This is a genomic window from Streptosporangium saharense (genome assembly GCF_014203715.1).
GTDB lineage: Bacteria > Actinomycetota > Actinomycetes > Streptosporangiales > Streptosporangiaceae > Streptosporangium > Streptosporangium saharense.
This window is the reverse complement of sequence record NZ_JACHJP010000001.1, coordinates 951984-975208: the sequence shown is the minus strand read 5'-3', so window position 1 is coordinate 975208 and position 23225 is coordinate 951984. Positions and strand designations below refer to the sequence as shown.

General features: G+C 67.7%; 33 protein-coding genes. 4 read left to right on the top strand and 29 right to left on the bottom strand.

Annotated elements, in window-relative coordinates; translation table 11 throughout:
• Position 1 precedes the first annotated feature (1 nt).
• A complete protein-coding gene (locus tag FHS44_RS04855) occupies positions 2-466 on the top strand; it encodes a hypothetical protein (RefSeq protein WP_184712632.1) in 465 nt (154 codons plus the stop codon).
• Positions 467-521: 55 nt separating this feature from the next.
• Here the strand turns inward: FHS44_RS04855 and glmM are convergent, their stop codons facing one another.
• The 3 genes from glmM to rplM form a co-directional block, all read right to left on the bottom strand.
• On the bottom strand, positions 522-1877 hold the full coding sequence (gene glmM, locus FHS44_RS04850) for a phosphoglucosamine mutase (RefSeq protein WP_184712631.1): 1356 nt from the start codon (positions 1875-1877) through the stop codon (positions 522-524).
• 1 nt (position 1878) lies between these two features.
• Positions 1879-2400 (bottom strand): 30S ribosomal protein S9, encoded by a 522-nt coding sequence (gene rpsI, locus FHS44_RS04845; protein ID WP_184712630.1) that lies wholly within the window; start codon positions 2398-2400, stop codon positions 1879-1881.
• Between the two features lie 71 nt (positions 2401-2471).
• Positions 2472-2915, bottom strand: coding sequence for a 50S ribosomal protein L13 (gene rplM / locus FHS44_RS04840; RefSeq protein WP_184712629.1), 444 nt, complete (start codon positions 2913-2915; stop codon positions 2472-2474).
• A gap of 441 nt (positions 2916-3356) precedes the next feature.
• Here rplM and FHS44_RS04835 point away from each other — a divergent pair, with 441 nt between their 5' ends.
• The 3 genes from FHS44_RS04835 (at position 3357) to FHS44_RS04825 (ending at position 8110) form a co-directional block, all read left to right on the top strand.
• Positions 3357-4064 carry a CAP domain-containing protein gene (locus tag FHS44_RS04835; RefSeq protein WP_221460330.1) on the top strand — a complete coding sequence of 236 codons (708 nt, stop codon included), beginning with the start codon at positions 3357-3359 and terminating at the stop codon, positions 4062-4064.
• A gap of 36 nt (positions 4065-4100) precedes the next feature.
• Complete coding sequence (locus tag FHS44_RS04830; protein ID WP_184712627.1) at positions 4101-5072, top strand: hypothetical protein; 972 nt, start codon at positions 4101-4103, stop codon at positions 5070-5072.
• Between the two features lie 1397 nt (positions 5073-6469).
• On the top strand, positions 6470-8110 hold the full coding sequence (locus tag FHS44_RS04825) for a hypothetical protein (RefSeq protein WP_184712626.1): 1641 nt from the start codon (positions 6470-6472) through the stop codon (positions 8108-8110).
• A 45-nt stretch (positions 8111-8155) separates the two neighbouring features.
• Here the strand turns inward: FHS44_RS04825 and truA are convergent, their stop codons facing one another.
• The 26 genes from truA to rplP form a co-directional block, all read right to left on the bottom strand.
• Positions 8156-9028, bottom strand: a complete 873-nt coding sequence (truA, locus tag FHS44_RS04820) for a tRNA pseudouridine(38-40) synthase TruA (protein WP_184712625.1) — start codon at positions 9026-9028, stop codon at positions 8156-8158.
• 79 nt (positions 9029-9107) lie between these two features.
• The gene (gene rplQ, locus FHS44_RS04815; protein ID WP_184712624.1) at positions 9108-9629 is read right to left on the bottom strand and encodes a 50S ribosomal protein L17; all 522 of its coding nucleotides are present in this window, start codon (positions 9627-9629) and stop codon (positions 9108-9110) included.
• 89 nt (positions 9630-9718) lie between these two features.
• The gene (locus FHS44_RS04810) at positions 9719-10735 is read right to left on the bottom strand and encodes a DNA-directed RNA polymerase subunit alpha (protein WP_184712623.1); all 1017 of its coding nucleotides are present in this window, start codon (positions 10733-10735) and stop codon (positions 9719-9721) included.
• 98 nt (positions 10736-10833) lie between these two features.
• A complete protein-coding gene (gene rpsD / locus FHS44_RS04805) occupies positions 10834-11460 on the bottom strand; it encodes a 30S ribosomal protein S4 (RefSeq protein WP_184712622.1) in 627 nt (208 codons plus the stop codon).
• A gap of 20 nt (positions 11461-11480) precedes the next feature.
• Complete coding sequence (gene rpsK, locus FHS44_RS04800; RefSeq protein ID WP_012887860.1) at positions 11481-11885, bottom strand: 30S ribosomal protein S11; 405 nt, start codon at positions 11883-11885, stop codon at positions 11481-11483.
• A 46-nt stretch (positions 11886-11931) separates the two neighbouring features.
• Positions 11932-12312 (bottom strand): 30S ribosomal protein S13, encoded by a 381-nt coding sequence (rpsM, locus tag FHS44_RS04795; protein ID WP_184712621.1) that lies wholly within the window; start codon positions 12310-12312, stop codon positions 11932-11934.
• A 207-nt stretch (positions 12313-12519) separates the two neighbouring features.
• Positions 12520-12633: a 50S ribosomal protein L36 gene (gene rpmJ, locus FHS44_RS04790; RefSeq protein WP_003956441.1), complete on the bottom strand. Its 114-nt coding sequence runs from the start codon at positions 12631-12633 to the stop codon at positions 12520-12522.
• Between the two features lie 26 nt (positions 12634-12659).
• Positions 12660-12881, bottom strand: a complete 222-nt coding sequence (infA, locus tag FHS44_RS04785; protein ID WP_012887858.1) for a translation initiation factor IF-1 — start codon at positions 12879-12881, stop codon at positions 12660-12662.
• 682 nt (positions 12882-13563) lie between these two features.
• Positions 13564-14067, bottom strand: a complete 504-nt coding sequence (locus FHS44_RS04780; protein WP_184712620.1) for a hypothetical protein — start codon at positions 14065-14067, stop codon at positions 13564-13566.
• Between the two features lie 167 nt (positions 14068-14234).
• Positions 14235-14651 carry a DUF1707 SHOCT-like domain-containing protein gene (locus FHS44_RS04775; protein WP_246435073.1) on the bottom strand — a complete coding sequence of 139 codons (417 nt, stop codon included), beginning with the start codon at positions 14649-14651 and terminating at the stop codon, positions 14235-14237.
• 54 nt (positions 14652-14705) lie between these two features.
• A complete protein-coding gene (gene map / locus FHS44_RS04770) occupies positions 14706-15524 on the bottom strand; it encodes a type I methionyl aminopeptidase (RefSeq protein WP_184712618.1) in 819 nt (272 codons plus the stop codon).
• 123 nt (positions 15525-15647) lie between these two features.
• Complete coding sequence (locus FHS44_RS04765) at positions 15648-16298, bottom strand: adenylate kinase (RefSeq protein ID WP_184712617.1); 651 nt, start codon at positions 16296-16298, stop codon at positions 15648-15650.
• A complete protein-coding gene (gene secY, locus FHS44_RS04760; RefSeq protein ID WP_184712616.1) occupies positions 16298-17614 on the bottom strand; it encodes a preprotein translocase subunit SecY in 1317 nt (438 codons plus the stop codon). Before secY ends, FHS44_RS04765 begins: the two co-directional genes overlap by 1 nt.
• 191 nt (positions 17615-17805) lie before the next feature.
• Complete coding sequence (gene rplO, locus FHS44_RS04755; protein WP_184712615.1) at positions 17806-18261, bottom strand: 50S ribosomal protein L15; 456 nt, start codon at positions 18259-18261, stop codon at positions 17806-17808.
• A gap of 2 nt (positions 18262-18263) precedes the next feature.
• Positions 18264-18446 (bottom strand): 50S ribosomal protein L30, encoded by a 183-nt coding sequence (rpmD, locus tag FHS44_RS04750; RefSeq protein WP_068896549.1) that lies wholly within the window; start codon positions 18444-18446, stop codon positions 18264-18266.
• Between the two features lie 3 nt (positions 18447-18449).
• A complete protein-coding gene (gene rpsE, locus FHS44_RS04745) occupies positions 18450-19082 on the bottom strand; it encodes a 30S ribosomal protein S5 (RefSeq protein WP_184712614.1) in 633 nt (210 codons plus the stop codon).
• A 40-nt stretch (positions 19083-19122) separates the two neighbouring features.
• Positions 19123-19506, bottom strand: a complete 384-nt coding sequence (gene rplR / locus FHS44_RS04740; RefSeq protein WP_184712613.1) for a 50S ribosomal protein L18 — start codon at positions 19504-19506, stop codon at positions 19123-19125.
• 2 nt (positions 19507-19508) lie between these two features.
• Positions 19509-20051 carry a 50S ribosomal protein L6 gene (gene rplF / locus FHS44_RS04735; RefSeq protein ID WP_184712612.1) on the bottom strand — a complete coding sequence of 181 codons (543 nt, stop codon included), beginning with the start codon at positions 20049-20051 and terminating at the stop codon, positions 19509-19511.
• 17 nt (positions 20052-20068) lie between these two features.
• Positions 20069-20467 carry a 30S ribosomal protein S8 gene (gene rpsH, locus FHS44_RS04730; RefSeq protein ID WP_184712611.1) on the bottom strand — a complete coding sequence of 133 codons (399 nt, stop codon included), beginning with the start codon at positions 20465-20467 and terminating at the stop codon, positions 20069-20071.
• Between the two features lie 145 nt (positions 20468-20612).
• A complete protein-coding gene (locus tag FHS44_RS04725) occupies positions 20613-20798 on the bottom strand; it encodes a type Z 30S ribosomal protein S14 (RefSeq protein ID WP_012887844.1) in 186 nt (61 codons plus the stop codon).
• A gap of 2 nt (positions 20799-20800) precedes the next feature.
• Positions 20801-21382 (bottom strand): 50S ribosomal protein L5, encoded by a 582-nt coding sequence (rplE, locus tag FHS44_RS04720; RefSeq protein WP_184712610.1) that lies wholly within the window; start codon positions 21380-21382, stop codon positions 20801-20803.
• Entirely contained in the window at positions 21382-21678 is a 297-nt protein-coding gene (rplX, locus tag FHS44_RS04715) for a 50S ribosomal protein L24 (protein ID WP_246435273.1), read from the bottom strand. The genes rplE and rplX overlap by 1 nt, the downstream gene beginning before the upstream one ends.
• Positions 21679-21686: 8 nt before the next feature.
• The gene (gene rplN, locus FHS44_RS04710; protein WP_012887841.1) at positions 21687-22055 is read right to left on the bottom strand and encodes a 50S ribosomal protein L14; all 369 of its coding nucleotides are present in this window, start codon (positions 22053-22055) and stop codon (positions 21687-21689) included.
• A gap of 240 nt (positions 22056-22295) precedes the next feature.
• Positions 22296-22577 carry a 30S ribosomal protein S17 gene (gene rpsQ, locus FHS44_RS04705; RefSeq protein WP_184712608.1) on the bottom strand — a complete coding sequence of 94 codons (282 nt, stop codon included), beginning with the start codon at positions 22575-22577 and terminating at the stop codon, positions 22296-22298.
• Entirely contained in the window at positions 22570-22806 is a 237-nt protein-coding gene (rpmC, locus tag FHS44_RS04700; RefSeq protein WP_184712607.1) for a 50S ribosomal protein L29, read from the bottom strand. Before rpmC ends, rpsQ begins: the two co-directional genes overlap by 8 nt.
• Complete coding sequence (rplP, locus tag FHS44_RS04695) at positions 22806-23225, bottom strand: 50S ribosomal protein L16 (protein WP_184712606.1); 420 nt, start codon at positions 23223-23225, stop codon at positions 22806-22808. Before rplP ends, rpmC begins: the two co-directional genes overlap by 1 nt.

Below are 23225 nucleotides of genomic sequence, written 5' to 3'. Positions count from 1 at the left end.
CATGGCGCCCAGAGTGGAGTTCGTCGACACCTCCGTGCTCTGCAACATCCTCGATATCCCCGGCAAGAACCAGGACCGAGAGAGTGTCAAGCAACAACTGGAGCAGAGGCGGGGATGCGACCTCATCCTGCCCGTCACCACGGTGATAGAGACCGGCAACCACATCGCCCAGCTCTCCGACGGCCGCGTCCGCAGGGACCGCGCCGACAAACTGCACCAATTGCTGAGTCTGGTCATCGCCGGTGAGGCTCCCTGGGTCCTGCACACGGTCGAATGGGGTGAGGGGTTCCTGCGCTCCCTGCTCGCGGGGGCGGGGACAGGCACGCCGTTCTCCGACCACGTGATGGCCAAGCTGGGGCTGGGCGACCTCTGCATCCTGACCGAGCGGGAGCTCTACCGCACCAGGGTGACCAACGTGGAGGTCGGCATCTGGACGCTGGACACTCAGCTCCGCTCCCACTCCTGAGACACGAAAACGGCCCGCCCGGTGTGCGTAGGCGCACCGGGCGGGCCGGGTGTTCTCAGACGCAGGCCGTACGGACGACCTCGGCCAGGTGGCCGGCCATCCGCTCGGCCTGCTCCGCGGAGGAGGCCTCGACCATGACGCGGATCATGGGTTCCGTGCCGCTCGGACGGATCAGCACCCGCCCGGTCTCCCCGAGCTCCAGCTCGACCGCGGCGACCGCCGCGGACAGCTCGGGCACGGAGGCCTTGGCGCGGTCCACATCCTTGACGTTGACCAGGATCTGCGGGAGCCGGGTCATCACCGAGGCGAGTTCGGCCAGCGGCCTGCCCTCGCGGGCCACGACCGACAGCAGGTGGAGCGAGGTCAGCAGACCATCCCCCGTCGTCGCGTGGTCGAGCAGCAGGACGTGCCCCGACTGCTCCCCGCCGAGGTTGTAGCCACCGGCCCGCATGGCCTCAAGGACGTAGCGGTCACCGACGGCCGTCTCGATGACGTCGATACCCGCGTTCCGCATCGCGATCTTGAAGCCCAGGTTGGACATCACCGTGGCCACTACGGTGTCGCCGACCAGCTTGCCCTCCGCGTGCATGGAGGTGGCCAGGATCGCCATGATCTGGTCGCCGTCGACGACCTCGCCGGTGTGCGAGACCGCCAGGCAGCGGTCGGCGTCCCCGTCGTAGGCGATACCGAGGTCCGCCCCTCTGGAGACCACGACCTGCTGGAGCTTGTCCAGGTGGGTCGAGCCGCAACCGGCGTTGATGTTGAGACCGTCAGGACGGGTCCCGATGGTCTCGACGGTCGCCCCGGCCCTGCGCAGTGCCTCGGGCGCCACCACGTGGGCGGCTCCGTGCGCGCAGTCGAGGACGACGTTCAGGCCGTCCAGACGGCCGGAGACCGTGGACAGCAGGTGGGAGACGTAACGGTCGGCCTCGCCGTACGCCTCACGGACACGGCCGACCTCAGCGCCGACGGGGCGGTCCCACTTCTCGCCGAGCCGTTCCTCGATCTCGTTCTCCACCGTGTCGGGCAGCTTGTAGCCACCGCGGGTGAGGAACTTGATCCCGTTGTCCGGTGCGGGATTGTGGGAGGCGGAGATCATCACGCCCATGTCGGCTCCGAGAGCCGTGGTCAGATACGCGACCGCCGGGGTTGGCAACACGCCGAGCCGGAGAACGTCCACGCCAGACGACGCAAGGCCGGCGACCACTGCGGCCTCCAGGAACTCTCCTGAAGCCCGCGGGTCCCGGCCCACGACGGCGACCGGGCGGCCACGCCGCCCGACGCTGGCGTTGAACGCCCCGGCATCGCCGAGGGCATGAGCGGCCGCCACGGACAGGTCCATGGCGAACTCGGCCGTGAGGTCGCGACCCGCGACCCCACGTACCCCGTCGGTGCCGAAAAGGCGCCCCAACTTAACGCTTGCTGTACTGCGGAGCCTTACGGGCCTTCTTGAGGCCGTACTTCTTGCGCTCGGTGGCGCGGGCGTCACGGGTCAGGAAGCCGGCCTTCTTCAGCGGGGCGCGGTTGACCTCGACGTCCAGGATGGCGAGCGCGCGGGCGAGGCCCATGCGCAGGGCACCGGCCTGGCCGGTGACACCGCCGCCGTCGATGCGGGCGATGATGTCGAACTGGTCCTCGGCGCCGAGCGTCACGAAGGGCTCGTTGACGATCTGCTGGTGGACCTTGTTCGGGAAGTAGACGTCGAGCGGACGGCCGTTGATCGTCCACTTGCCGGTGCCCGGCACGATGCGGACGCGGGCGACGGCCTCCTTGCGGCGGCCGGTGCCGTAGGAGTTGCCCGTGGTGATGGGCTTACGGACGGCGGCCTCGCCGCTGGCAGTGGACTCGGAGGTGTACTCGGAGGGGAACTCCTCCGCGGAGTACGTTTCCTGCTCGCCCTCGATGGGCGTTTCGACACCGGTGGGCTCAGCCACGGTTCTCCTCTTACTTTCCTAACTCGGCGCAGGCCGTCCGGCCGACGCTGCTGGCGATGGTCAGCCGGTGGCTACTGGGCGATCTGGGTGAGCTCGAAGGGGGTCGGGCGCTGAGCCTGGTGCGGGTGCTCGGAGCCCGCGTAGACCTTGAGCTTCTTGATCATCTTCCGGCCGAGAGCGTTCTTGGGGAGCATGCCCTTGACGGCCTTCTCGACGGCGCGGTCGGGACGCTTCTCCATGAGCTCGCCGTAGGTCACCGAACGCAGACCACCGGGGTAGCCCGAGTGACGGTACGCCTTCTTCTGCTCAAGCTTGTTGCCGGTCAGTGCGACCTTGTCGGCGTTGATGACGATGACGAAGTCACCGGTGTCGACATGGTTGGCGAAGATCGGCTTGTGCTTACCGCGGAGCAGGATCGCGACGTGGCTGGCCAGCCGGCCAAGCACGATGTCGGTGGCGTCGATGATGAACCACTGACGCTCGACTTCGGCAGGCTTGGGTGTGTACGTGCGCACGGTCGTATGCCTTCTTTGCTCGCGTCTTCGGCGCTGTCAGAGATGACAGCAACATGGTCGGTAGGTGCGGGCACACGACAGCCCGGACCTTCCGTCTCCCGAGACGCAGGAGATGACGCCGGACGCGCCGCGCATCGGTCTGCTGAGGAGACCAATTCGCACACAACGAACTAGCAGGTTACCGGTACGGCTGAGCGCGGGTCAAAACGAGGCCTCACCCCACCGGTGTCCCCGAGCAGTCTACCCGTACGGCACCGCCCCACCGGACCATTGCCACGATCAGCCCTCCCGTTCTTCGCAGAACGGTTCCAATACGTTCTTGACATTCTCTTTTTCCTCAGCACAAACATCTCTATCTTTGGCAGCGGAATGTGGCAGCTTCCTCACCTTCGCGACACCCAGCGGACCAGTCTGCGCCGTATGGGGCTTTTCGCTTGCCTGATGACGGTGCTGCTGCTGGGCTATCTCATCGGGCGTGGAAGCCGTGACGACGACACCCCGAAGATCTATCTGAACAACACGGGACCCGCGCGACCGACGCCCACGGCCGTCGAACAGGGATACGCCAACGGACGTCCCCCGCTCGAACGTGTCATCCGCCCCACGCCAGCCCCGGTGACGCCGAACGAGCGCCCTACTCCCCAGGCCACCCGGCTGCCCCGCGCCCCGCTCGACGACCTCGGCGCCGACAACGGCCCCCGCTACATCATCGGCGGGGACAACCAGAACATCGGGGGCAGGGAGAACACCGACACCTCCGCCGTCCCGCTGAGCTCCCTGGAGAGCGAGTTCGTCAGGCTCGTCAACGCCCAGCGCAGGAAAGCGGGGTGCGCGCCGTTCCGGATCGACAGGCGGCTGGTCCAGTCGGCCAGGGCGCACTCCGCCGAGATGGCCGCCAGCGACGTCTTCTCCCACACCTCCCCCGACGGACGCTCGCCCTGGCAGCGGATGGAGGCCGCGGGCTACCGCAACGGGGGCGCGGAGAACATCGGCCGGGGCTTCGCCACGGCCGCCGAGGCGGTGCGGGGCTGGCTGGCCAGCACCAGCCATCGAGGCAACATCCTCAACTGCTCGCTCAAGGCGACCGGCGTCGGGGTGATGGGCGGCGTCAGCGGTCCCTGGTGGACCCAGGACTTCGGTTACTCGTGAGTGAACCGGCCCGGAGAGCGGGCTAGTCTCTGCCCCATGGGTTTTCCCGGGGAGCCGCCGCGCCGCCAGCCGTACGTCCAGCCTGAGAGCCCCGCGGGTCAGATGCCGCCCGCACGTGCCGAGGGCTGGTTCGACCCCACACCGCCCGTCCCGCAGAGCCCCGTCCAGGGGGAGCGCCCCGTGGAGAGCCCGCCGTACGGCAACGCCCCCACTCCCACGCCGGGCCCCTCGTCCGCGGAGCCCCCGTCGCGCAAGCAGGCGATGTGGAGTCCATACGACGAGGGCCCGCGTTCCCGGCGACCGCTGTTCATCGCGCTCGGCGCGCTCGCCGTGCTCGTCGCGGGCGGCGTCGGCCTCACCATGCTGGTGAACTCCGACTCCACCCCCGCCCCCGGCACCGCCGCCCCCACGAGGACCGCGACCGACCCGGCCATCCCCCAGCCGCCCAGCGGCAAGTTCGGCTTCGCCGGCGCCCGCACGACCGATCCGTACGCGCTCACGCTCGGCGAACTGTTCAAGCACAAGAAGGTGTCGTACGGCGGCCGCAGCTACCTGATGACGGTTCGCAGGACGGACAAGAAGTGCAAGGACGCCGTGGTCGGCGAGAAGCTCCAGAAGGCGCTTGAGGCGGCCAAATGCACCCAGTTGCTGCGGGCCAGCTTCCGGGACGCCTCCGGGAAGATCATCGGAACCGTGGGCGTCGCCAACCTCAAGACGTCGGCCGGAGCGGCCAAGGTCGTCTCGGTGGGGGCTGGCAAGTCTCGCAAGGAGTACCTCAAGGCGCTGCCCGGTAAGGACAAGGTCACCAAATTTCTCGGCTCCGGCGAGGCGTTCGCCGGGGGATGGCGGCACGGGCACTACGCCGTGATGGTCTGGTTCCAGTTCAAGGACGGCCACCTGCCCAAGAAGACCGAGGTCAAGCAGCTGAACCAGGCCGCCTTCGGAACCGTGGACGCCACCGTGACCCCGGCCCTGGAGTCGCGTTCGCTGACCGGGAAGCGACCCTGACCAAAGGTTCATACGACGGTTTCCCCGGATAAAACTGGCGGGCGATCCGGCCAGGAACACCCATACCCACATGATGATCTTTGGCTGTCGCTACTCTTCCACGTATGCGTGGCCAGGAATCCGGGTCCGAGCACGAACGCGAAGCCGACGGTTCGGCCGCACCGGCGACGCCCCCGCCGAGTTTCGGTCAGCCTTCGCCGCACGTGCCGCGGGCAGATCTCACAGGTGACAACCAGCTCCGCGAGCCTCCGGCCTGGCCGGAACCCTCGCCGGGAGGCGCCCAGCCATGGGTGGTCCCGGGCGACGACGGCGCGCCGTACGACTGGTTCTCCGACCCCGAGGACGACCTTCCCACCCCGTGGCGCGCCCGGTCGGCAGAGCGCCCCTCTAGCGGTACGGCCCAGCCGTACGGCTCCGGCCCATCTGGAGGACCGTCCGGCGGGACCGGATCGGCGTGGCCGGACGTCTCGCCCGCGGTGCCCGCCGTCATCTCCTGGATCGAGAACCCCGGTCCGGGCGCCCCGGTTCCTCCCGGCCCTCAGGCCCCGGGTCAGGCTCCGGGTCAGGCGCAGCAGCAGTGGGCCGCTCCCCGGGAGCCCGCCCCGCCGTGGAACGACGCCCTCGAAGAGCCTCCCACCCGGCCGTGGAGCGGTCCCGCCCCCGCCTCCGAGCCACCCGCCCCGACCGCTCCCCCGTCCTGGGGCGCCGCACCTTCCTGGACCCCCCCGGCCCCCGGCGCGCACTCAGCACCGCCCACCCAGGCCGGACCCCAGGGACCGCCTGCCGGTCAGATCCCGTTCCCCTCCCAGAACCCACCCCAGGGAACGGCTCCCGCCCAAAGCGGGCCATATGGGACCGCCCCCGCCCAGCCCGGACCGCAGGGACCCGCTCCCGTCCACAACGGACCTCAGGCGCCGCCTTCCTCCCAGCCCGGTTCTCAGGCCCAGCCCGGACCCACTCCTGTTCAGAACGGGCTGCAGGGACCGCCTCCGATCCAGCCGGGACCGGCCCCCGCCCATAACGGACCTCAAGGACCGCTCCCAACCCAGCCCGGACCCGCTCCCGTGCAGAACGGACCGGGTTCCACCCATAACGGACCGGGTCCCGTGCAGAACGGGCCGCAGGGACCGGCGCCGTGGTCTCCCGTGGACCGGCCTCCACCCCCGGGCGCCGCCTGGAACACGCCGCCCGCCCAGCAGGGACCGGGCTGGCAGGCGCCGCCCGTCCCCGGTGCTCCCACCGCACAGCCGTGGGCGCCGCCAGGAAACGCGCCGGGAGCTCCGCCCGCTCCCCTGTCTGGAGCCGTACCCACCCCCGCGTCGTCCGGGCCGTCGGGACCACCGCCGTGGGGTCCCGCGTCCGGAGAACCGAGGGGTCAGGCGCCGTGGACGCCCCCCGTGGTCCAGCCCGGAGCACCCCCGACCGACTCCCAGGGCCCGTGGGTCTCTCCTTCTCCCGAGTCCCCGGCCTCCTGGGGTGCGCCCACGCAGAGCGGCCCCCCACAGCCCCCCGCCAACGCGCCCCAGCAGCCCTGGCAGGACGTCTCCACGGGCACCCCCGCCCAACCCACGCCTTTCACCGCGCCCGCACAACCCCGGCAGGACGCCCTCCCCGAACAACCCCGGCAGACCGAACAAGCCCGACAGAACGAGCAGCCCTGGCAGACCAGCACACCCCCGCCCCCTCCACCGCCGCAGCAGGAGACGCCGTTCGACGCGTCCCCGCTGACGACGGCGCCGCCCGTGCCGGGAGGTCCGCCCTGGCAGCCGCCCCCCGCCTTCACGGCCGCCGCGGCGGGCATGCAGGTGTGGCCCGCCCCCGGTCAGGACCTCCCCGACACCTCACGATGGCCCGCGGCGACCGGGGAACCCGTCTGGCCCGAGGGCTCGGAGAACGAGGGGCCGCAGGACAAGGAGTCCGACGAGACCACCGTCAAGGTCCGAAAGGACGTCGGCCAGGCCGTAACGCCCGTCCGTCATGGGCGAGAGCAGGAGTCCGGGCCCCGGCCAGAGACGGACACCCCCGACGCGACGCCGGAGCCCACGCCCTCGACCGAGAGTGCCGCCCCGGATCAGGCTGCCGTTCCGCTCGGAACCGACGCGCCCGGTGTGGTCAGCAGGGCGCTGGCCCCGCCTCCCGAGCAGGGTGACCAGCCGACCCCGCCCAGGGGCATCCCGGTGGTCACGGCGCCGCTTCCCGCACCGACGGGTGACAAGCCACCGGCACCGCGTCCGGCCGTCGAGGTCGAGCGCGGGCCGTTCACCCCGCCGTCCGCGGTCGTCCAGGAGGCCCCGCCGCCTCCCCCCGCGCCGCCACGCAAGCGTGTCAACACCATCCTGCTCGCGGCCGTGGTCGCCGTCGTGGTCGGCGGCACCGGTACCGGGGCGTTCTTCGCCTACCAGTCGTTCAACGCCAAGCGGTCGGCCAGCGCGGAACCCCCGATCCCCACCTCCGCGCCCGTCGAGCCCACCGACGACCCGAACACGCCTCCCGAGCCCGACCCGATCAACACCGAGATCCTCAACTCGGAGAAGACGGACCCGGGCAAGATGACCGTGGCCGACGCCTTCACCAAGAAGGTGACCCTGGCCGGTGCCACGTTCGTCCGGGTCAAGACCGATGTGACCAACAAGTGCGACGAGGCCGCGGCGGGCAGGTTCGCCAGCACGTTGGCCAACCAGGACTGCCGCCAAGTGCTGCGGGCCACGTATGTCGACAGCAAGCGCAAGTACGCCGTGACCACCGGAATCGCGGTGCTGCCCACCCTGCAGTCGGCCGTCGAGGTCGACCGGACGAAGAACCTGGGCAGCAACCTGTGGTTCCGCGGCCTTCCAGGAAGTGCGGGCAGCGGGGCCGAGCGCGTCGGCATCGCGGGCGGCTACGCGGCGGGCCTGGTGTGGGGGCGTTACATCGTCTTCAGCTACGCCACCTTCAGCGACGGTCACACCCCGACGGCCAAGGAGAAGACCCTGGGCAAGGTCAGCGGCGCCTTCCGCGACGAGACCGCCAAAGTCGTCGAACGCCGCGTAACCAGCTGACCAACCAAGGCCCTGCCGTACAAGACGGACGACCAGGGCCGACCGTCACGCCTCAGGAGTGTCGCCGAGTGTGCGCACCCGCCGGGTCTGCGCCGCTCGGCGGGCCAGCGCCTCGCCCTCCGGGTAGCGCACCTCCTCAAGGCACAGCCCGTGCGCGGGTGCGACGTGCACAGCGGAGTCCCGTACGGCCCGCGTCAGCACCTGCCCCGGCCACTCGACCGGCAGGCGCCCCTCCCCGACCGGCAGCAGCGACCCGACCAGCGCCCTGACCATCGAATGGCAGAAGGCGTCCGCGACGACCGTCGCCACCAGCAGGTCACCCTCCCTGACCCAGGAGAGCCGCTGGAGTTCGCGGATCGTGGTCGCGCCCTCGCGCTTCTTGCAGAAGGCCGCGAAGTCGTGCTCGCCGAGCAGCGCCGACGCGGCGGCGTTGAGCCGGTCCAGGTCGAGCGGCCGGGGATACCAGACGACCTCGTGGCGGCGCAGCGGATCGCCCCCGCCGGGAGCGTCGCAGACCCGGTAGGCGTAGCGCCGTGACATCGCCGAGAAGCGGGCGTCGAAGCCCTCGGGGGCCACGGTGACGCGGTGGACCCTGACGTCGGCGGGCAGGATCCCGGCCAGGCGTCTGACCAGGACGGGCAGCCGGTCGGCGACGGGATCGTCCAGGGGGACCACCCGGTTCCTGCTGTCCAGCGCGCCGAACGCCTCGGGCTCCAGGTCCACGTGGGCCACCTGACCCCTGGCATGGACCCCGGCGTCGGTGCGCCCCGCCACGGTCAGCGACGGGGGCTCGGGAAGCCTGAAGACCTTGCCGAGCGCGTCCTCGATCTCCCCCTGGACCGTCCTGCGCCCCGGCTGACGCGCCCAGCCCGAGAAGCCGGTCCCGTCGTAGGCCAGGTCAAGGCGCAGCCGTACCACGATGTGTCCCTCCTGAAAGAAGCCGGGAAAAGAAGAACGGGCCCGGCGAAATGCCGGACCCGTCCGAAAGCCTGGAAGATCAGGCGTTGTCCTTCTTGCCCTCGGTCTCCTCGGCGGGAGCCTCGGCCGCGGGGGCCTCCTCGGCCGGAGCCTCGGTGGTCTCGGCGGTCTCCTCGGCCTTCGGCTCCTCCGTGGCGGCGGGAGCGGCGGCCGGGGCCTGGCGGGTGGTGGTGACCGTGTTCAGCGGCTCGGACACCAGCTCGATGACGGCCATGGGGGCGGCGTCGCCCTTGCGGAAGCCGATCTTCGTGATGCGGGTGTAGCCACCGGGACGCTCCGCGAAGGTCGGCGCGATCTCGGTGAACAGGTGGTGGACCACGCTCTTGTCACGCACGACCGTCAGCACCTGACGACGGTTGTGCATGTCGCCCTTCTTGGCCTTGGTGATCAGCTTCTCCGCCAGCGGGCGCAGGCGCTTGGCCTTCGTCTCCGTGGTCTTGATCCGGCCGTGCTGGAACAGCTGGGTGGCGAGGTTCGCCAGGATCAGCCGCTCGTGGGCCGGGCTGCCGCCGAGACGGGCACCCTTGGTGGGCCTGGGCATTTCGTTCTCCTTGAGAGTTAACCCGCCGCGGCCGTACGAGGTACCGCGGTCAGGCCGGGGGCCGGTGTCCGGCCCCCGTCAGATGAAAATCAGTACTGCTCGGTCTCGACGTAGGCACTGTCGTCATCGTCGTAGCCGCCTCCGGCCACCGCGCTCGGGTCGAATCCGGGCGGGGAGTCCTTCAGCGCGAGCGACATCTCGTGCAGCTTCTGCTTGACCTCTTCGATGGACTTGGCACCGAAGTTGCGGATGTCCAGGAGGTCCTGCTCGCTGCGGGCCACGAGCTCGCCCACGGTGTGGATGCCCTCGCGCTTGAGGCAGTTGTAGGAGCGGACCGTGAGGTTCAGCTCCTCGATCGGCAGCGCCAGGTCGGCGGCCAGGGCCGCGTCCGTCGGCGACGGGCCGATGTCGATGCCCTCGGCCTCGACGTTGAGCTCCCTGGCCAGGCCGAACAGCTCGACGAGGGTCTTGCCGGCGGAGGCCACCGCGTCGCGAGGCTTCATGCAGGGCTTGGTCTCGACGTCCAGGATCAGCCGGTCGAAGTCCGTGCGCTGCTCGACACGGGTCGCCTCGACCTTGTAGGTGACCTTGAGAACCGGCGAGTAGATGGAGTCGATCGGGATACGACCGATCTCCTGGCCGGGCTGCTTGTTCTGCGCGGCGGAGACGTAACCGCGGCCACGCTCGACCGTCAGCTCCATCTCCAGCTTCGCCTTGCCGTTCAGCGTGGCGATGCGCAGCTCGGGGTTGTGCACCTCGACACCGGCCGGGGGCGCGATGTCGGCGGCGGTGACGTCACCGGGGCCCTGCTTGCGCAGGTACATGACCACGGGCTCGTCGTGCTCGGAGGAGACGACCAGCTCCTTGAGGTTCAGGATGATGTCGGTGACATCCTCCTTGACCCCGGGAACCGTGGAGAACTCGTGCAGCACGCCCTCGATGCGGATGCTGGTCACGGCCGCGCCCGGGATGGACGACAGCAGCGTGCGCCGCAGCGAGTTGCCGATGGTGTAACCGAAGCCCGGCTCCAGCGGCTCGATGACGAACTTGGAGCGGGTCTCCTCGATGGACTCCTCGAGGAGGGTGGGACGCTGAGCGATCAGCATGTGGGATCTCCCCCTGGATGGCGACGCCCGCTATTTGACGTCGCTCGGATAAACAGCATAGGTGCCGTACGGCGAACCGTACGGCACCCGCGAGGCCACTACTTGGAGTAGAGCTCGACGATCAGCTGCTCCTGGACCTGCGTGTCGATCTGCTGACGGACCGGGAGCTGGTGGACCAGCACGCGCAGCGCCTCGGGAGCGACTCCCAGCCAGGCCGGGTAGGTCTTGTCACCGGCGGTGGCGCGGGCCACCTCGTAGGGCAGAAGGTTGCGAGCCTTCTCGCGGACCTCGACGATGTCGTGCTCGCGCACGCGGTACGACGGGATGTCGACCTTCTTGCCGTTCACCACGATGTGGCCGTGGCGCACCTGCTGGCGGGCGGCGTCGCGCGACTCGGCGAAACCGGCGCGGTAGACCACGTTGTCGAGACGGCTCTCCAGGATCTGGAGGAGGTTCTCGCCGGTCTTGCCGGTCTTGCGGTTGGCTTCCTCGTAGTAGTTGTGGAACTGCTTCTCGAGGACGCCGTAGATGCGGCGGGTCTTCTGCTTCTCACGAAGCTGGAGCTGGTACTCGGACTCCTTCGGACGACCGCGACCGTGCTCACCCGGCGGGTAGGGACGGATCTCGATGGGGCACTTCGCGGACTCGCACTTCTTGCCCTTGAGGAAGAGCTTGGTCTTCTCCCTGCGGCAGAGCTTGCAGTCCGCACCCGTGTAACGAGCCATTTTCTATCTTCTCCTGGGCGTCAGACGCGACGGCGCTTGGGCGGACGGCAGCCGTTGTGCGGCACCGGGGTGACATCCTGGATGGAGCCAACCTCAAGGCCGGTCGCCTGCAGCGAACGGATCGCGGTCTCACGGCCGGAGCCCGGACCCTTGACGAAGACGTCGACCTTGCGCATGCCGTGCTCCATGGCACGGCGGGCGGCGTTCTCGGCGGCCATCTGCGCGGCGAACGGGGTGGACTTACGGGAGCCCTTGAACCCGACGTGGCCGGCGCTGGCCCAGGAGATCACATTCCCACTCGGGTCGGTGATCGAGACGATCGTGTTGTTGAACGTGCTCTTGATGTGGGCGTGCCCGTGAGCGACGTTCTTCTTTTCCTTGCGGCGCACCTTCTTCGGGGCACCCTGGCGGCTCTTAGGAGGCATTGCTTGCCTTCAACTCCTGAGGTGTTCGGTCCTGCGGCTACGCGGACTACTTCTTACCGGGCTTCTTCTTACCGGCGACGGTCTTCTTCTTGCCCTTGCGGGTACGCGCGTTGGTCTGCGTGCGCTGACCGTGCACGGGAAGGCCACGGCGGTGCCGGATGCCCTGGTAGCACTGAATCTCGATCTTGCGACGGATGTCGGCCTGGACCTCGCGACGGAGGTCACCCTCGATCTTGAAGTTGGCCTCGATGTAGTCGCGCAGCGGCACCAGCTCTTCGTCGGTGAGCTGGTGAACCCGCAGGTCGCCGTTGATGCCGGTGGCCTTCAGGGTCTCAAGCGCACGGGTGCGGCCGATTCCGTAAATGTAGGTGAGAGCGATCTCCAGCCGCTTGTCGCGGGGGAGGTCGACGCCAACCAGGCGAGCCATGGTCGGGCATTCTCCTTCGTTGTGGCGGAGGTCCTACGCCCCACTTCCCCTCCCCATGCCCGGGGTGAGGGCCCCGGCCTCCGACCGGGGGTCTCCCACGTGGTCCGGCCGAGGCCGCCTACGTGAGTGTGGAACGCGATTACTTTGTGGCCCGACATGGGTCGAGTCCGCCACTGATGAGCGGACTCCTTGTGGGCCTTTTCTCGACTAGCCCTGACGCTGCTTGTGGCGCAGGTTGTCGCAGATCACCATGACGCGACCGTGCCGGCGAATCACCTTGCACTTGTCGCAGATCTTCTTGACGCTCGGCTTGACCTTCATAGTCCTTATTCGTCCCTCAGACGCGCTTACTTGTATCGGTAGACGATCCGCCCACGACTGAGGTCGTAGGGGCTCAGTTCGACGACAACCCTGTCGTCAGGAAGGATTCGGATGTAGTGCATCCGCATCCGCCCGCTGATGTGGGCCAGGACCTTATGGCCGTTGTCGAGCTGCACCCTGAACATCGCGTTCGGGAGCGACTCAACCACAGTGCCCTCGATCTCGATGGCGCCGTCTTTCTTGGCCATGTCCCTCGCGTTTCACTGATCGGTCGTCTGAGGCTCTCGGAACACTACGCAGCCGCGACCCAGCGCTTCGATGAGAGCGACGGTTGCGACACCGTCGATGCGCAATGGTCATAGTGAACCGAAGAAGGAGTGTAGGGCACCGGGCGATGAAATGCGAAACAGACGGCCGGCACCTTGACACAACCGCTACTCAGAATACCGCAGATCCGAAGCGCGTTATCCCGCACGGCACAGGGCCGGACGATCACGTTGTCCGCGTAGGAGCGTCCCACCTGGTCGAAGCCGCCGCCCACCCGCCTAGCCGTACACCCACTCGACGCACGCGACCGCGAAGACTCGGCGTCCCCGGGTCCGAGCTCACCGAGCCTGGCGAAGACCGCGGAGTCAACCCCGCCCGCCGTACCACCCGTCGCGTCGGCATGATCAAGTGGAGCCTGCCGTCCGATGGGACGTTCACCCCGCACACGCGTCGGCTCAGCACCGCCCAGGAGACGCGAGATCGGCACGGGCCAGCAAGGGCCGCGACTCCCGCGACCGCCCCGCCTGGACCGCCACGGAGCGCGCGGGACCCCTCCCAGCCCCTCGTCCGGTACGGCCCGCAGCCCGCAACGGGAATCCGTGCCCGGCCGAGGCGCGACCCCGCCGATGACGCGCACAAACGGTTCCGGCCGGGCACGGAGGTCTAGTGATCGCCCTGTCCACGTTGCCCGCGCGACAGCGCCAGGGCCGCTCCGAGGACCGTGACGACCGTGGCCAGGGCCCCGAAGAGCCAGGCCGTGCGCGTGGCGCCGCCGGACGTGTGCATCGCCAGGCCGCCGCCCCCGGTTCCGGGAGCGAGGACCGGATGCTCGTCGACGACGAAGGTGCCGTTGTACGGCCCGCCCCTCACGCAGCGGACGGTGATGGCGTAGGTGCCGGGCGCGGCATGGGAGCTGATGCGGGCGCTTCCGCGCAGCGCCTCTGTCCTGCCCTTCAACCGCGCCGAGGTCGAGGCGAAGGCGGCCGAGTAGGCGGTCGCCGGGGCCGCACAGCCCGCCGCCGCGATGGCCACCGACTGCCCGGGAGCGACCGTCGAGGGCGTGACCCGCACATCGGCCGGTACGGCGGCGCCCCCCACGAACAGGAACACCGTCCCCGCGCCCAGCAGGGCCCTCGCCGCCGCCACAGGGTCTTGTCTGAGGCCCATCACCACCCCCACCTCACGACGGCGCCTCGGCAACGATCATCTACCCCGCCCCACCAGCCCCAACTGCCCCTGACGTTAAAGATCTGACACAACGCGAAAAGCCCTCCCATGACCTGGTCGTGGGAGGGCTTTTCGCGTATGTGACCTCTGTCAGGGCCTCGGGGCCGTCACCGGTCCGGCCGGTCACCCCGTCCGCCGAGGAACGTGCTCATCAGCAGGATGACGCCCCAGGGGCCCATCACCCACAGCGGCCACGGATAGGGGAAGTCGAGGCCGTTGGTGACGCCGATGATGAGCCAGATCATCCAGTTGATGCCGCTGGCCATGGCCCAGGACGCCCACATCGCCGCCACGCCCTTGCGCCGGGCGTCGCGCCGCTGCGGGGAGTTCGCCGGGGCCGGGGTCATCCGCTTCAGGTCGACGTCGGGAAGATCGGAGGTGAGCCTGGCCAGCTCGCCGTAGGTCCTGCTGGAGTAGAGCCGTTCGAGACGCTCGTCGAACTCCTCGTTGGTGAGCCTGCCCTGGGCGTAGTGCTCGCGCAGCACCCCGGCGACCTTGTCACGGTCTCCGTCCGAGGCTCGCATCTCCGGGGAAGGCATCATGGTTGACCACATCCGCTCGTCGGCGGGCGTTACGTGTTATCCCGCATCGCCCAACAGTCCGGCAAGCCGCTCTTTTCCACCATCAAGAGCGGTCAGTACCCAAGGTCCATTATGTGTCACGGCGACGCTGTGCTCGAAGTGCGCCGAAGCCTTGCCGTCGACGGTGACGACGGTCCAGTCGTCGGCCAGCACCCTGGTCCTGTCGGTGCCGAGATTGACCATCGGCTCGACCGCGAAGCACATGCCGGGCTCGAAGCGCGGTCCCCTGCCGGGCTTGCCGTGGTTGGCCACCCAGGGGTCCATGTGCATCTCGGTGCCGATGCCGTGCCCGCCGTACTCCTGGGGAATGCCGTAGCGACCCTGGGAGCGGACGTACTTCTCGACCTCGTGCCCGATGTCGGACAGGTTGCGGCCGACGGTGAGCGCGGCGATGCCCCGCCACATGGCCTCCTCCGTGACCCGCATCAGCTCGGTTAGCTTGGGATCGACCTCCCCGACCGGGACGGTGATCGCCGAGTCGCCGTGCCAGCCGTCCAGGATGGCACCGCAGTCGATGGAGATGACGTCGCCCTCCTGGAGCTGACGCCGGTTGCTCGGGATGCCGTGGACCACCTCGTGGTTCACCGAGGCGCAGATCGTCGCCGGGAATCCCTGGTAGCCCTTGAACGAGGGGATGGCGCCCTCGTCCCTGATCGCCTTCTCCGCGATGCCGTCGAGGTCGAGCGGCGTCACGCCCGGCCTGACGTTCTCACGGAGCAACTGCAACGTACGGCCGACCACCAGACCCGCTGCCCGCATCTTCTCCAGTTGTTCGGGCGATTTGATCTGAATTCCGTGCTTGTTCTTCTTGAACACGTGCGCACCCCCTGGGGTGATTCAACGGGCAGTCGGGGAGCCCAATTCCCCCGATTGTGCCCTAAACGGCAGCACGCCACCCATGGGGTTGCCATGGATGGCGTGCTGGGGAGACAAGTGTCCCTAGTCGATGTACGGGCTCAGCGCCTCCATCGCGCGCTGCGTGACCTCTTCCACCGGACCGGTCGCGTCGACCCCGACCAGGATGCGTTCCTGGGCGTAGAAGGAGACCAGAGGAGCGGTCTGCTCCTGGTAGACCTCCAGGCGGTGCCTGATGGTCGCCTCCTTGTCGTCGTCACGCTGGTAGAGGTGTCCGCCGCAGGCGTCGCAGACGTCGTCCTTCTTGTCGTCGAAGTCGACGTGCCAGATGCGGCCGCACTGGCTGCAGGTGCGGCGGCCCGCGAGCCTGCGCACGACCTCGTCGTCGTCGACCACGAGTTCGAGGACGATGTCCAACGCGACACCGAACTCTTCAAGCATCTTCTTCAGGATCTCGGCCTGGGGCACGTTCCTGGGGAAGCCGTCGAGCAGGAAACCGTCCTGCGCGTCGCTCTCCGAGAGACGGTCGCGGACCATCGCGATGGTGACCTCGTCGGGCACGAGGTCGCCACGGTCCATGTACTCCTTGGCAAGCTTGCCGAGTTCCGTGCCGCCCGAGACGTTGGCGCGGAAGATGTCACCTGTCGAGATCTTCGGGATGGACAGGTTCGATGCGATGAACTGGGCCTGTGTCCCCTTACCCGCTCCGGGGGGCCCGACCAGGACGAGACGCACTACTTCAAGAAGCCTTCGTAGTTGCGCTGCTGCAGCTGGCTCTCAATCTGCTTCACGGTGTCCAGGCCGACACCAACCATGATCAGAATGCTCGTCCCTCCGAACGGGAAGTTCTGGCTCGCGCCGACGAGGGCGAGTGCGACGATCGGCACCATGGCGATCAACCCCAGGTAGAGGGCGCCAGGAGCAGTGAGTCGCGTGAGCACGTAGTTCAGGTACTCAGCCGTCGGCCGACCCGGACGGATGCCCGGGATGAACCCACCGTACTTCTTCATGTTGTCGGCGACTTCAACGGGGTTGAAGGTAATGGACACGTAGAAGTAGGCGAAGAAGACGATCAACAGGAAGAACGTGACCATGTACGCAGGAGTGTCGCCCGTGACCAGGTTCTGCTGGATCCACTGCACGACCGCGTTCGGCTCCTCCTGAGCGTTGCTGAACAGGGTCGTGACCAGCTGCGGAAGGTAGAGCAGGGAGGAGGCGAAGATCACCGGGATGATGCCGGCCTGGTTCACCTTCAGCGGGATGTAGGTGGAGGTCCCGCCGTACATCCTGCGGCCGACCATGCGCTTGGCGTACTGCACCGGGACCCGGCGCTGGGCCTGCTCGACCATGACAACCAGGGCGATCATCGCGATACCTGTGATGATTACCACACTGAAGACGAAGAGGCCGCGGGTACGGGCGATGGTCATCAGCTCGACGGGGAAGACCGCGATCACCTGGGTGAAGATCAGGATGGACATGCCGTTGCCGACGCCGCGGTCGGTCACCAGCTCGCCCAGCCACATGATGACGGCCGTACCGGCGGTCATGATGACCACCATGGTGACGATCGAGAAGATGTTGTTCTTGTCGAGCAGGATCTCCTCACGGCACTGCGGGAACAGCTGCCCGGTGCGCGCGAGGGCGATGAACGCGGTGGACTGCAGGATCGCCAGACCGACCGTGAGGTACCGCGTATACTGGGTGATCTTGGTCTGGCCCGCCTGCCCCTCCTTCTTGAGGGCCTCAAGGCGCGGGATCACCACGACCAAGAGCTGCAGGATGATGCTCGCGGTGATGTACGGCATGATGCCGAGCGCGAACACCGACAGCTTCAGCAGGGCGCCACCGCTGAAGAGCTGTACCATTCCATAGATGTTGCCCGCGTCCCCAGCCTGAGCCTGGCTGAGACAGCGGCTGATGTTCTCCGTATTCACACCCGGGGTCGGAAGCACCGAACCCAGCCGGAACAGCGCGATGATGCCCAAGGTGAAGAGCAACTTATTGCGCAGGTCCGGCGTACGGAACGCTCGGGTAAACGCGGTCAGCACGGGCCCTCCTGCGCGCCTGAAAGGCGATGTCGGTCAGCGATGGTGCGGGGGTGGTCCATCTTTGCTATCTCGTGTCAACGAGCTCACGGAAACGAGTTGAGTCTCGCTGTCCAGCGAACTCTAACGCACTACGGGCGCGGGGGCCCATAATGAGCCCCCGCGCCACGTTTTCATGCGTGAAATTCCATGTCCTACAGCTCGGAGACAGAGCCCCCGGCCGCGGCGATCTTCTCCTTGGCGCTGGCGGAGAAGGCGTGCGCCTGCACGTTCAACGCCACGGAGATGTCACCGGTTCCCAGGACCTTCACGAGCTGGTTCTTGCGAACCGCGCCCTTTGCGACGAGCGTCTCGACGGTGACGTCGCCACCCTCGGGGAACAGCTCGCCGAGCCTGTCCAGGTTGACGACCTGGTAGGTCGTCTTGAACAGGGCGTTGGAGAAGCCCTTCATCTTGGGCAGGCGGCGCTGCAGCGGAACCTGGCCACCCTCGAAGCCGAGGGGAACCCCGGTCCTCGCGTGCGTGCCCTTGGTGCCACGACCGGACGTCTTGCCCTTGGAGCCCTCACCACGACCCTTGCGGACCTTGGCCTTGTTGGCACCGGGAGCCGGACGCAGGTGGTGGATGCGGAGCGGAGTGTTGTCTGCCATGACTAGTCGACCTCTTCCACGGTGACCAGGTGCGTCACCACGGAGACCATGCCGCGGATCTCCGGGCGGTCCTCCTTGACGACGACGTCGCCGATTCGCTTGAGACCGAGCGAGCGCAGCGAGTCACGCTGATTCTGCTTGCCGCCGATCTTCGAGCGGACCTGAGTGATCTTCAGACGTGCCATCGGTTAGCTCACCGCCTTGGCGGCCGCGGCCTCGGCGAGGCCCTCGGCGCGTGCCTTGAGCATCGCCTTGGGAGCGACGTCCTCCAGCGGCAGGCCACGACGGGCGGCGATCTCCTCGGGGCGGCTGAGGCCCTTCAGAGCGGCCACCGTGGCGTGCACGATGTTGATCGGGTTGTCCGAGCCGAGCGACTTGGACAGCACGTCGTGGATACCGGCGCACTCCAGTACGGCGCGCACCGGACCACCGGCGATGACACCGGTACCGGGCGAGGCCGGACGCAGGAAGACCACGCCGGCGGCCTCCTCACCCTGCACGATGTGCGGGATGGTGCCCTGGATGCGCGGCACCTTGAAGAAGTGCTTCTTCGCCTCTTCGACGCCCTTGGCGATGGCCGCGGGAACTTCCTTGGCCTTGCCGTAGCCGACACCGACCATGCCGTTGCCGTCACCGACGATGACGAGGGCGGTGAAGCTGAAGCGACGACCACCCTTCACGACCTTGGCCACTCGATTGATCTTCACGACGCGCTCGATGTACGAGACGCCCTTGTCAGCGCTGCCACCGCGGCGGTCGTCACGACGACCGTCACGCCGCTCGCCACCGGCGGCGCCACCGCGACGCGGAGCTCCAGCCATCAGTGGTTCCTCTTCTCGTTGCTCTTGTAAGTACGGGCCATCAGAACTCCAGCCCGGCTTCGCGGGCGCTGTCCGCGAGAGCCGCCAGGCGGCCCGCGTAACGGTTTCCACCACGGTCGAAGACGACCGCGGTGATCCCGGCAGCCTTGGCCCGCTGAGCGAGAAGCTCGCCGACCTGCTTCGCCTTCTCGGTCTTGTCACCCGTCGCCGTGCGCAGGGAGGCGTCCATGGTGGAAGCGCTCACCAGCGTGTGGCCCTGGGAGTCGTCGACGATCTGCACGAACAGGTGCCGCGTCGAACGGTTGACGACCAGGCGCGGACGCGCGGCCGTACCGACCACCTTCTTGCGGACTCGGCCGTGACGGCGGGCCCGCGAGACAGCGCGGGCGGCCGTGTGCTTGCCGAACGCAGTCTTGCCAGCCATGCCTACTTACCAGCCTTTCCGACCTTGCGGCGGACAACTTCGCCCTGGTAGCGCACGCCCTTGCCCTTGTACGGGTCGGGCTTGCGCAGCTTACGGATGTTCGCGGCGACCTCGCCGACCTTCTGCTTGTCGATGCCGTCCACGTGGAACAGGGTCGGCTTCTCGACGCGGAAGGTGACACCCTCGGGGGCGTCGACGACCACCGGGTGGCTGAAACCGAGGGCGAACTCGAGCTGAGTCGGGCCCTTGGCCTGCACGCGGTAACCGACACCCACGATTTCCAGGGTCTTGGAGTAACCCTGGGTCACACCGGTCACCATGTTGGCGATCAGCGTGCGGGACAGTCCGTGCAGCGCACGGACCTTGTTCTCGTCGTTGGGGCGAGAGACGGTGACAGCGCCGTCATCTCCCTTGACGACGTCGATCGGCTCAGCGACCTTGTGTGAGAGCGTGCCCTTGGGGCCCTTGACCGTGACTTCCCGGCCGTCGATGGCGACGTCCACGCCGTTCGGTACAGGGATGGGCAGCCGTCCGATTCGCGACATGCTGTGATTTCTCCCTTCTACCAAACGAAGGCGAGGACTTCCCCGCCCACTCCACGCTTGCCGGCCTGCTTGTCGGTCATGAGTCCACCGGACGTCGAGATGATCGCGACGCCCAGTCCACCCAGGACCCGGGGCAGGTTGTCCTTCTTCGCGTAGACCCGCAGACCGGGCTTGGAAACCCGGCGCAGGCCCGTCAGCGAACGCTCACGGCTCGGCCCGAACTTGAGCTCCACCACGAGGTTCTTTCCGACCTTGGCGTCCTCGACGCTCCAGGCCTGGATGTAACCCTCCTGCTGGAGGATCTCGGCGATGTGCGCCTTGATCTTCGAGTACGGCATGGCCACGGTGTCGTGGTACGCCGAGTTCGCGTTTCGCAGACGCGTGAGCATGTCTGCGATCGGGTCGGTCATCGTCATGGCCGGCGGCCTTCCTCACCGCGGTTTCCCCAGGGGACCTTCGGTGCGGTCATGGGCGCTTGGAACAGCGCCCGGTGAATATCGACTTACATGTACGGCTGGCGCCGCGCGGGTCCGGTGAGATGTTCACCGGACCGCGCGGAGACTACCAGCTCGACTTGGTGATGCCGGGCAGCTCGCCCCGGTGCGCCATCTCGCGGAAGCAGATGCGGCACAGGCCGAACTTCCTGTAGACGGCGCGGGGACGACCACAGCGCGAGCACCGAGTGTACGCCCGGACCTCGAACTTGGCCTTGCGAGCGGCCTTGACCTTCAGCGACGTCTTCGCCATGATCAGGCCTCCTTGAACGGGAAACCGAGAAGCTTCAGCAGCGCCCGGCCCTGGTCGTCGGTCTTAGCGGTGGTCACGACCGTGATGTCCATGCCACGCTGACGGTCGACCTTGTCCTGGTCGATCTCGTGGAACATGACCTGCTCGGTGAGACCGAAGGTGTAGTTGCCGTTGCCGTCGAACTGCTTCGGCGACAGACCGCGGAAGTCACGGATACGGGGCAGCGCCAGCGACAGCAGCCGGTCGAGGAACTCCCACATGCGGTCGCCGCGCAGCGTCACGTGGGCGCCGATCGGCATGCCCTCGCGCAGCTTGAACTGGGCGATGGACTTGCGGGCCCGCACGACGGCCGGCTTCTGACCGGTGATGGAGGTCAGGTCACGGACGGCGCCGTCGATGAGCTTCGAGTCACGCGCGGCCTCGCCGACACCCATGTTCACCTTGATCTTGGTGATTGAGGGGATCAGCATGACGTTCTCGTACCCGAACTGCTCCTGCAGCTTCGCGGTGATTTCCTCGCGGTAACGCTGCTTGAGGCGCGGGACGGGCCGGGTCTGAACGGCCTCGGTGGTGTTGGCGGTCATCAGTTGTCCTCACCCGACTCGTCGGAGTCCGCCTTGGCCGACTCCTTCTTGGCGGGCTTCTCGTCACCCTTGAGCTTCTTGACGTTGCTCACGTGGATGGGAGCCTCCATGGTCTGCACGCCGCCGCTCTTGGCGCCGCGCGGGCCCTGGTGGGTCTCCTTGGAGTGCTTCTTGATCATGTTGACGCCCTCGACGACCACGCGGTCCTCGCTCGGGTAGGCGGCGATCACCCGACCCTTGGCGCCCTTGTCCTTGCCCGCGATGACCTGGACGAGGTCACCCTTCTTGACGTGCAGCTTCGGCATTACAACACCTCCGGAGCAAGCGAGATGATGCGCATGAACTTCTTGTCGCGCAGCTCGCGTCCGACGGGACCGAAGATACGCGTTCCACGAGGGTCGCCGCTGTCCTTGATGATCACGGCGGCGTTCTCGTCGAAGCGGATGTAGGAGCCGTCGGGCCTACGGCGCTCCTTGACAGTGCGGACGATGACCGCCTTGACGACGTCGCCCTTCTTCACGGTGCCGCCAGGAATGGCGTCCTTGACCGTGGCGACGATGATGTCGCCGATTCCCGCGTAGCGCCGACCCGAGCCACCGAGCACACGGATGCAAAGGACTTCCTTCGCACCCGTGTTGTCGGCGACCTTGAGTCGCGACTCCTGCTGAATCACCTATAACTCCTGTTTGTCTCGCCGGTTCTCACCCGTGTGCCGGGCAAGCCTTGCGGAACTGCTGTGGTCTTTTTCCCCCGGCGACAGCCGTACGGCCGGCAACCCGCCGGGCACCTGTCGTGCCCGGATGAGCGTCCGCTTCCGTACCACCGCCGTCGCGGGCGGAACGAGGAGTTGTCCCCGTCCCCTTGGACACCGTCATGGGGGGTGATCAGGTCACCCCCCACGAGGCGCGTCTTTTTACTTGGCGCGTTCGAGGATCTCGACGACCCGCCAGCGCTTGCTGGCCGACAGCGGCCGGGTCTCCATCAGGAGAACGCGGTCGCCGACGCCGCACGTGTTGGCCTCGTCGTGCGCCTTGTACTTGGTCGTCCTACGGATGACCTTGCCGTACAGGGGGTGCTTGACGCGGTCCTCGACGGCGACGACGACAGTCTTGTCCATCTTGTCGCTGACCACCAGACCCTCGCGGGTCTTGCGGTAGTTCCGCGCCTGGTTCGTGTTCTCAGTTGTCTCAGCCATCGACCGTCTCCTTCTCAACCGTCACGATGCCAAGCTCCCGCTCGCGCATCACGGTGTAGATACGGGCGATCTCGCGGCGGACGGCGCGCAGCCGCCCGTGGCTCTCCAACTGGCCGGTCGCGGCCTGGAAGCGGAGGTTGAACAGCTCCTCCTTGGCTTCCTTCAGCTTCTGAACCAGGGTGTCCTGGTCCTCCACTCGCAGCTCACCGGCGGTCAGGCCCTTAGCCATCACGCCTCACCCACTTCACGCTTGACGAACCGGCACTTCATCGGGAGCTTGTGCATCGCGCGACGCATGGCCTCGCGGGCCACGGGCTCGGCGACACCCGACAGCTCGAACATGACGCGACCGGGCTTGACGTTGGCGATCCACCACTCCGGCGAACCCTTACCGGAACCCATGCGGGTCTCGGCGGGCTTCTTGGTGAGGGGACGGTCCGGGAAGATGTTGATCCAGACCTTTCCGCCACGCTTGATGTGACGGGTCATGGCGATACGGGCCGACTCGATCTGGCGGTTCGTCACGTAGGAGTGCTCGATCGCCTGGATGCCGTACTCGCCGAACACGACCCTGGTGCCACCCTTGGCGGCGCCGTGACGGTCGGGCCGGTGCTGCTTACGGTGCTTGACCCTGCGCGGGATCAGCAT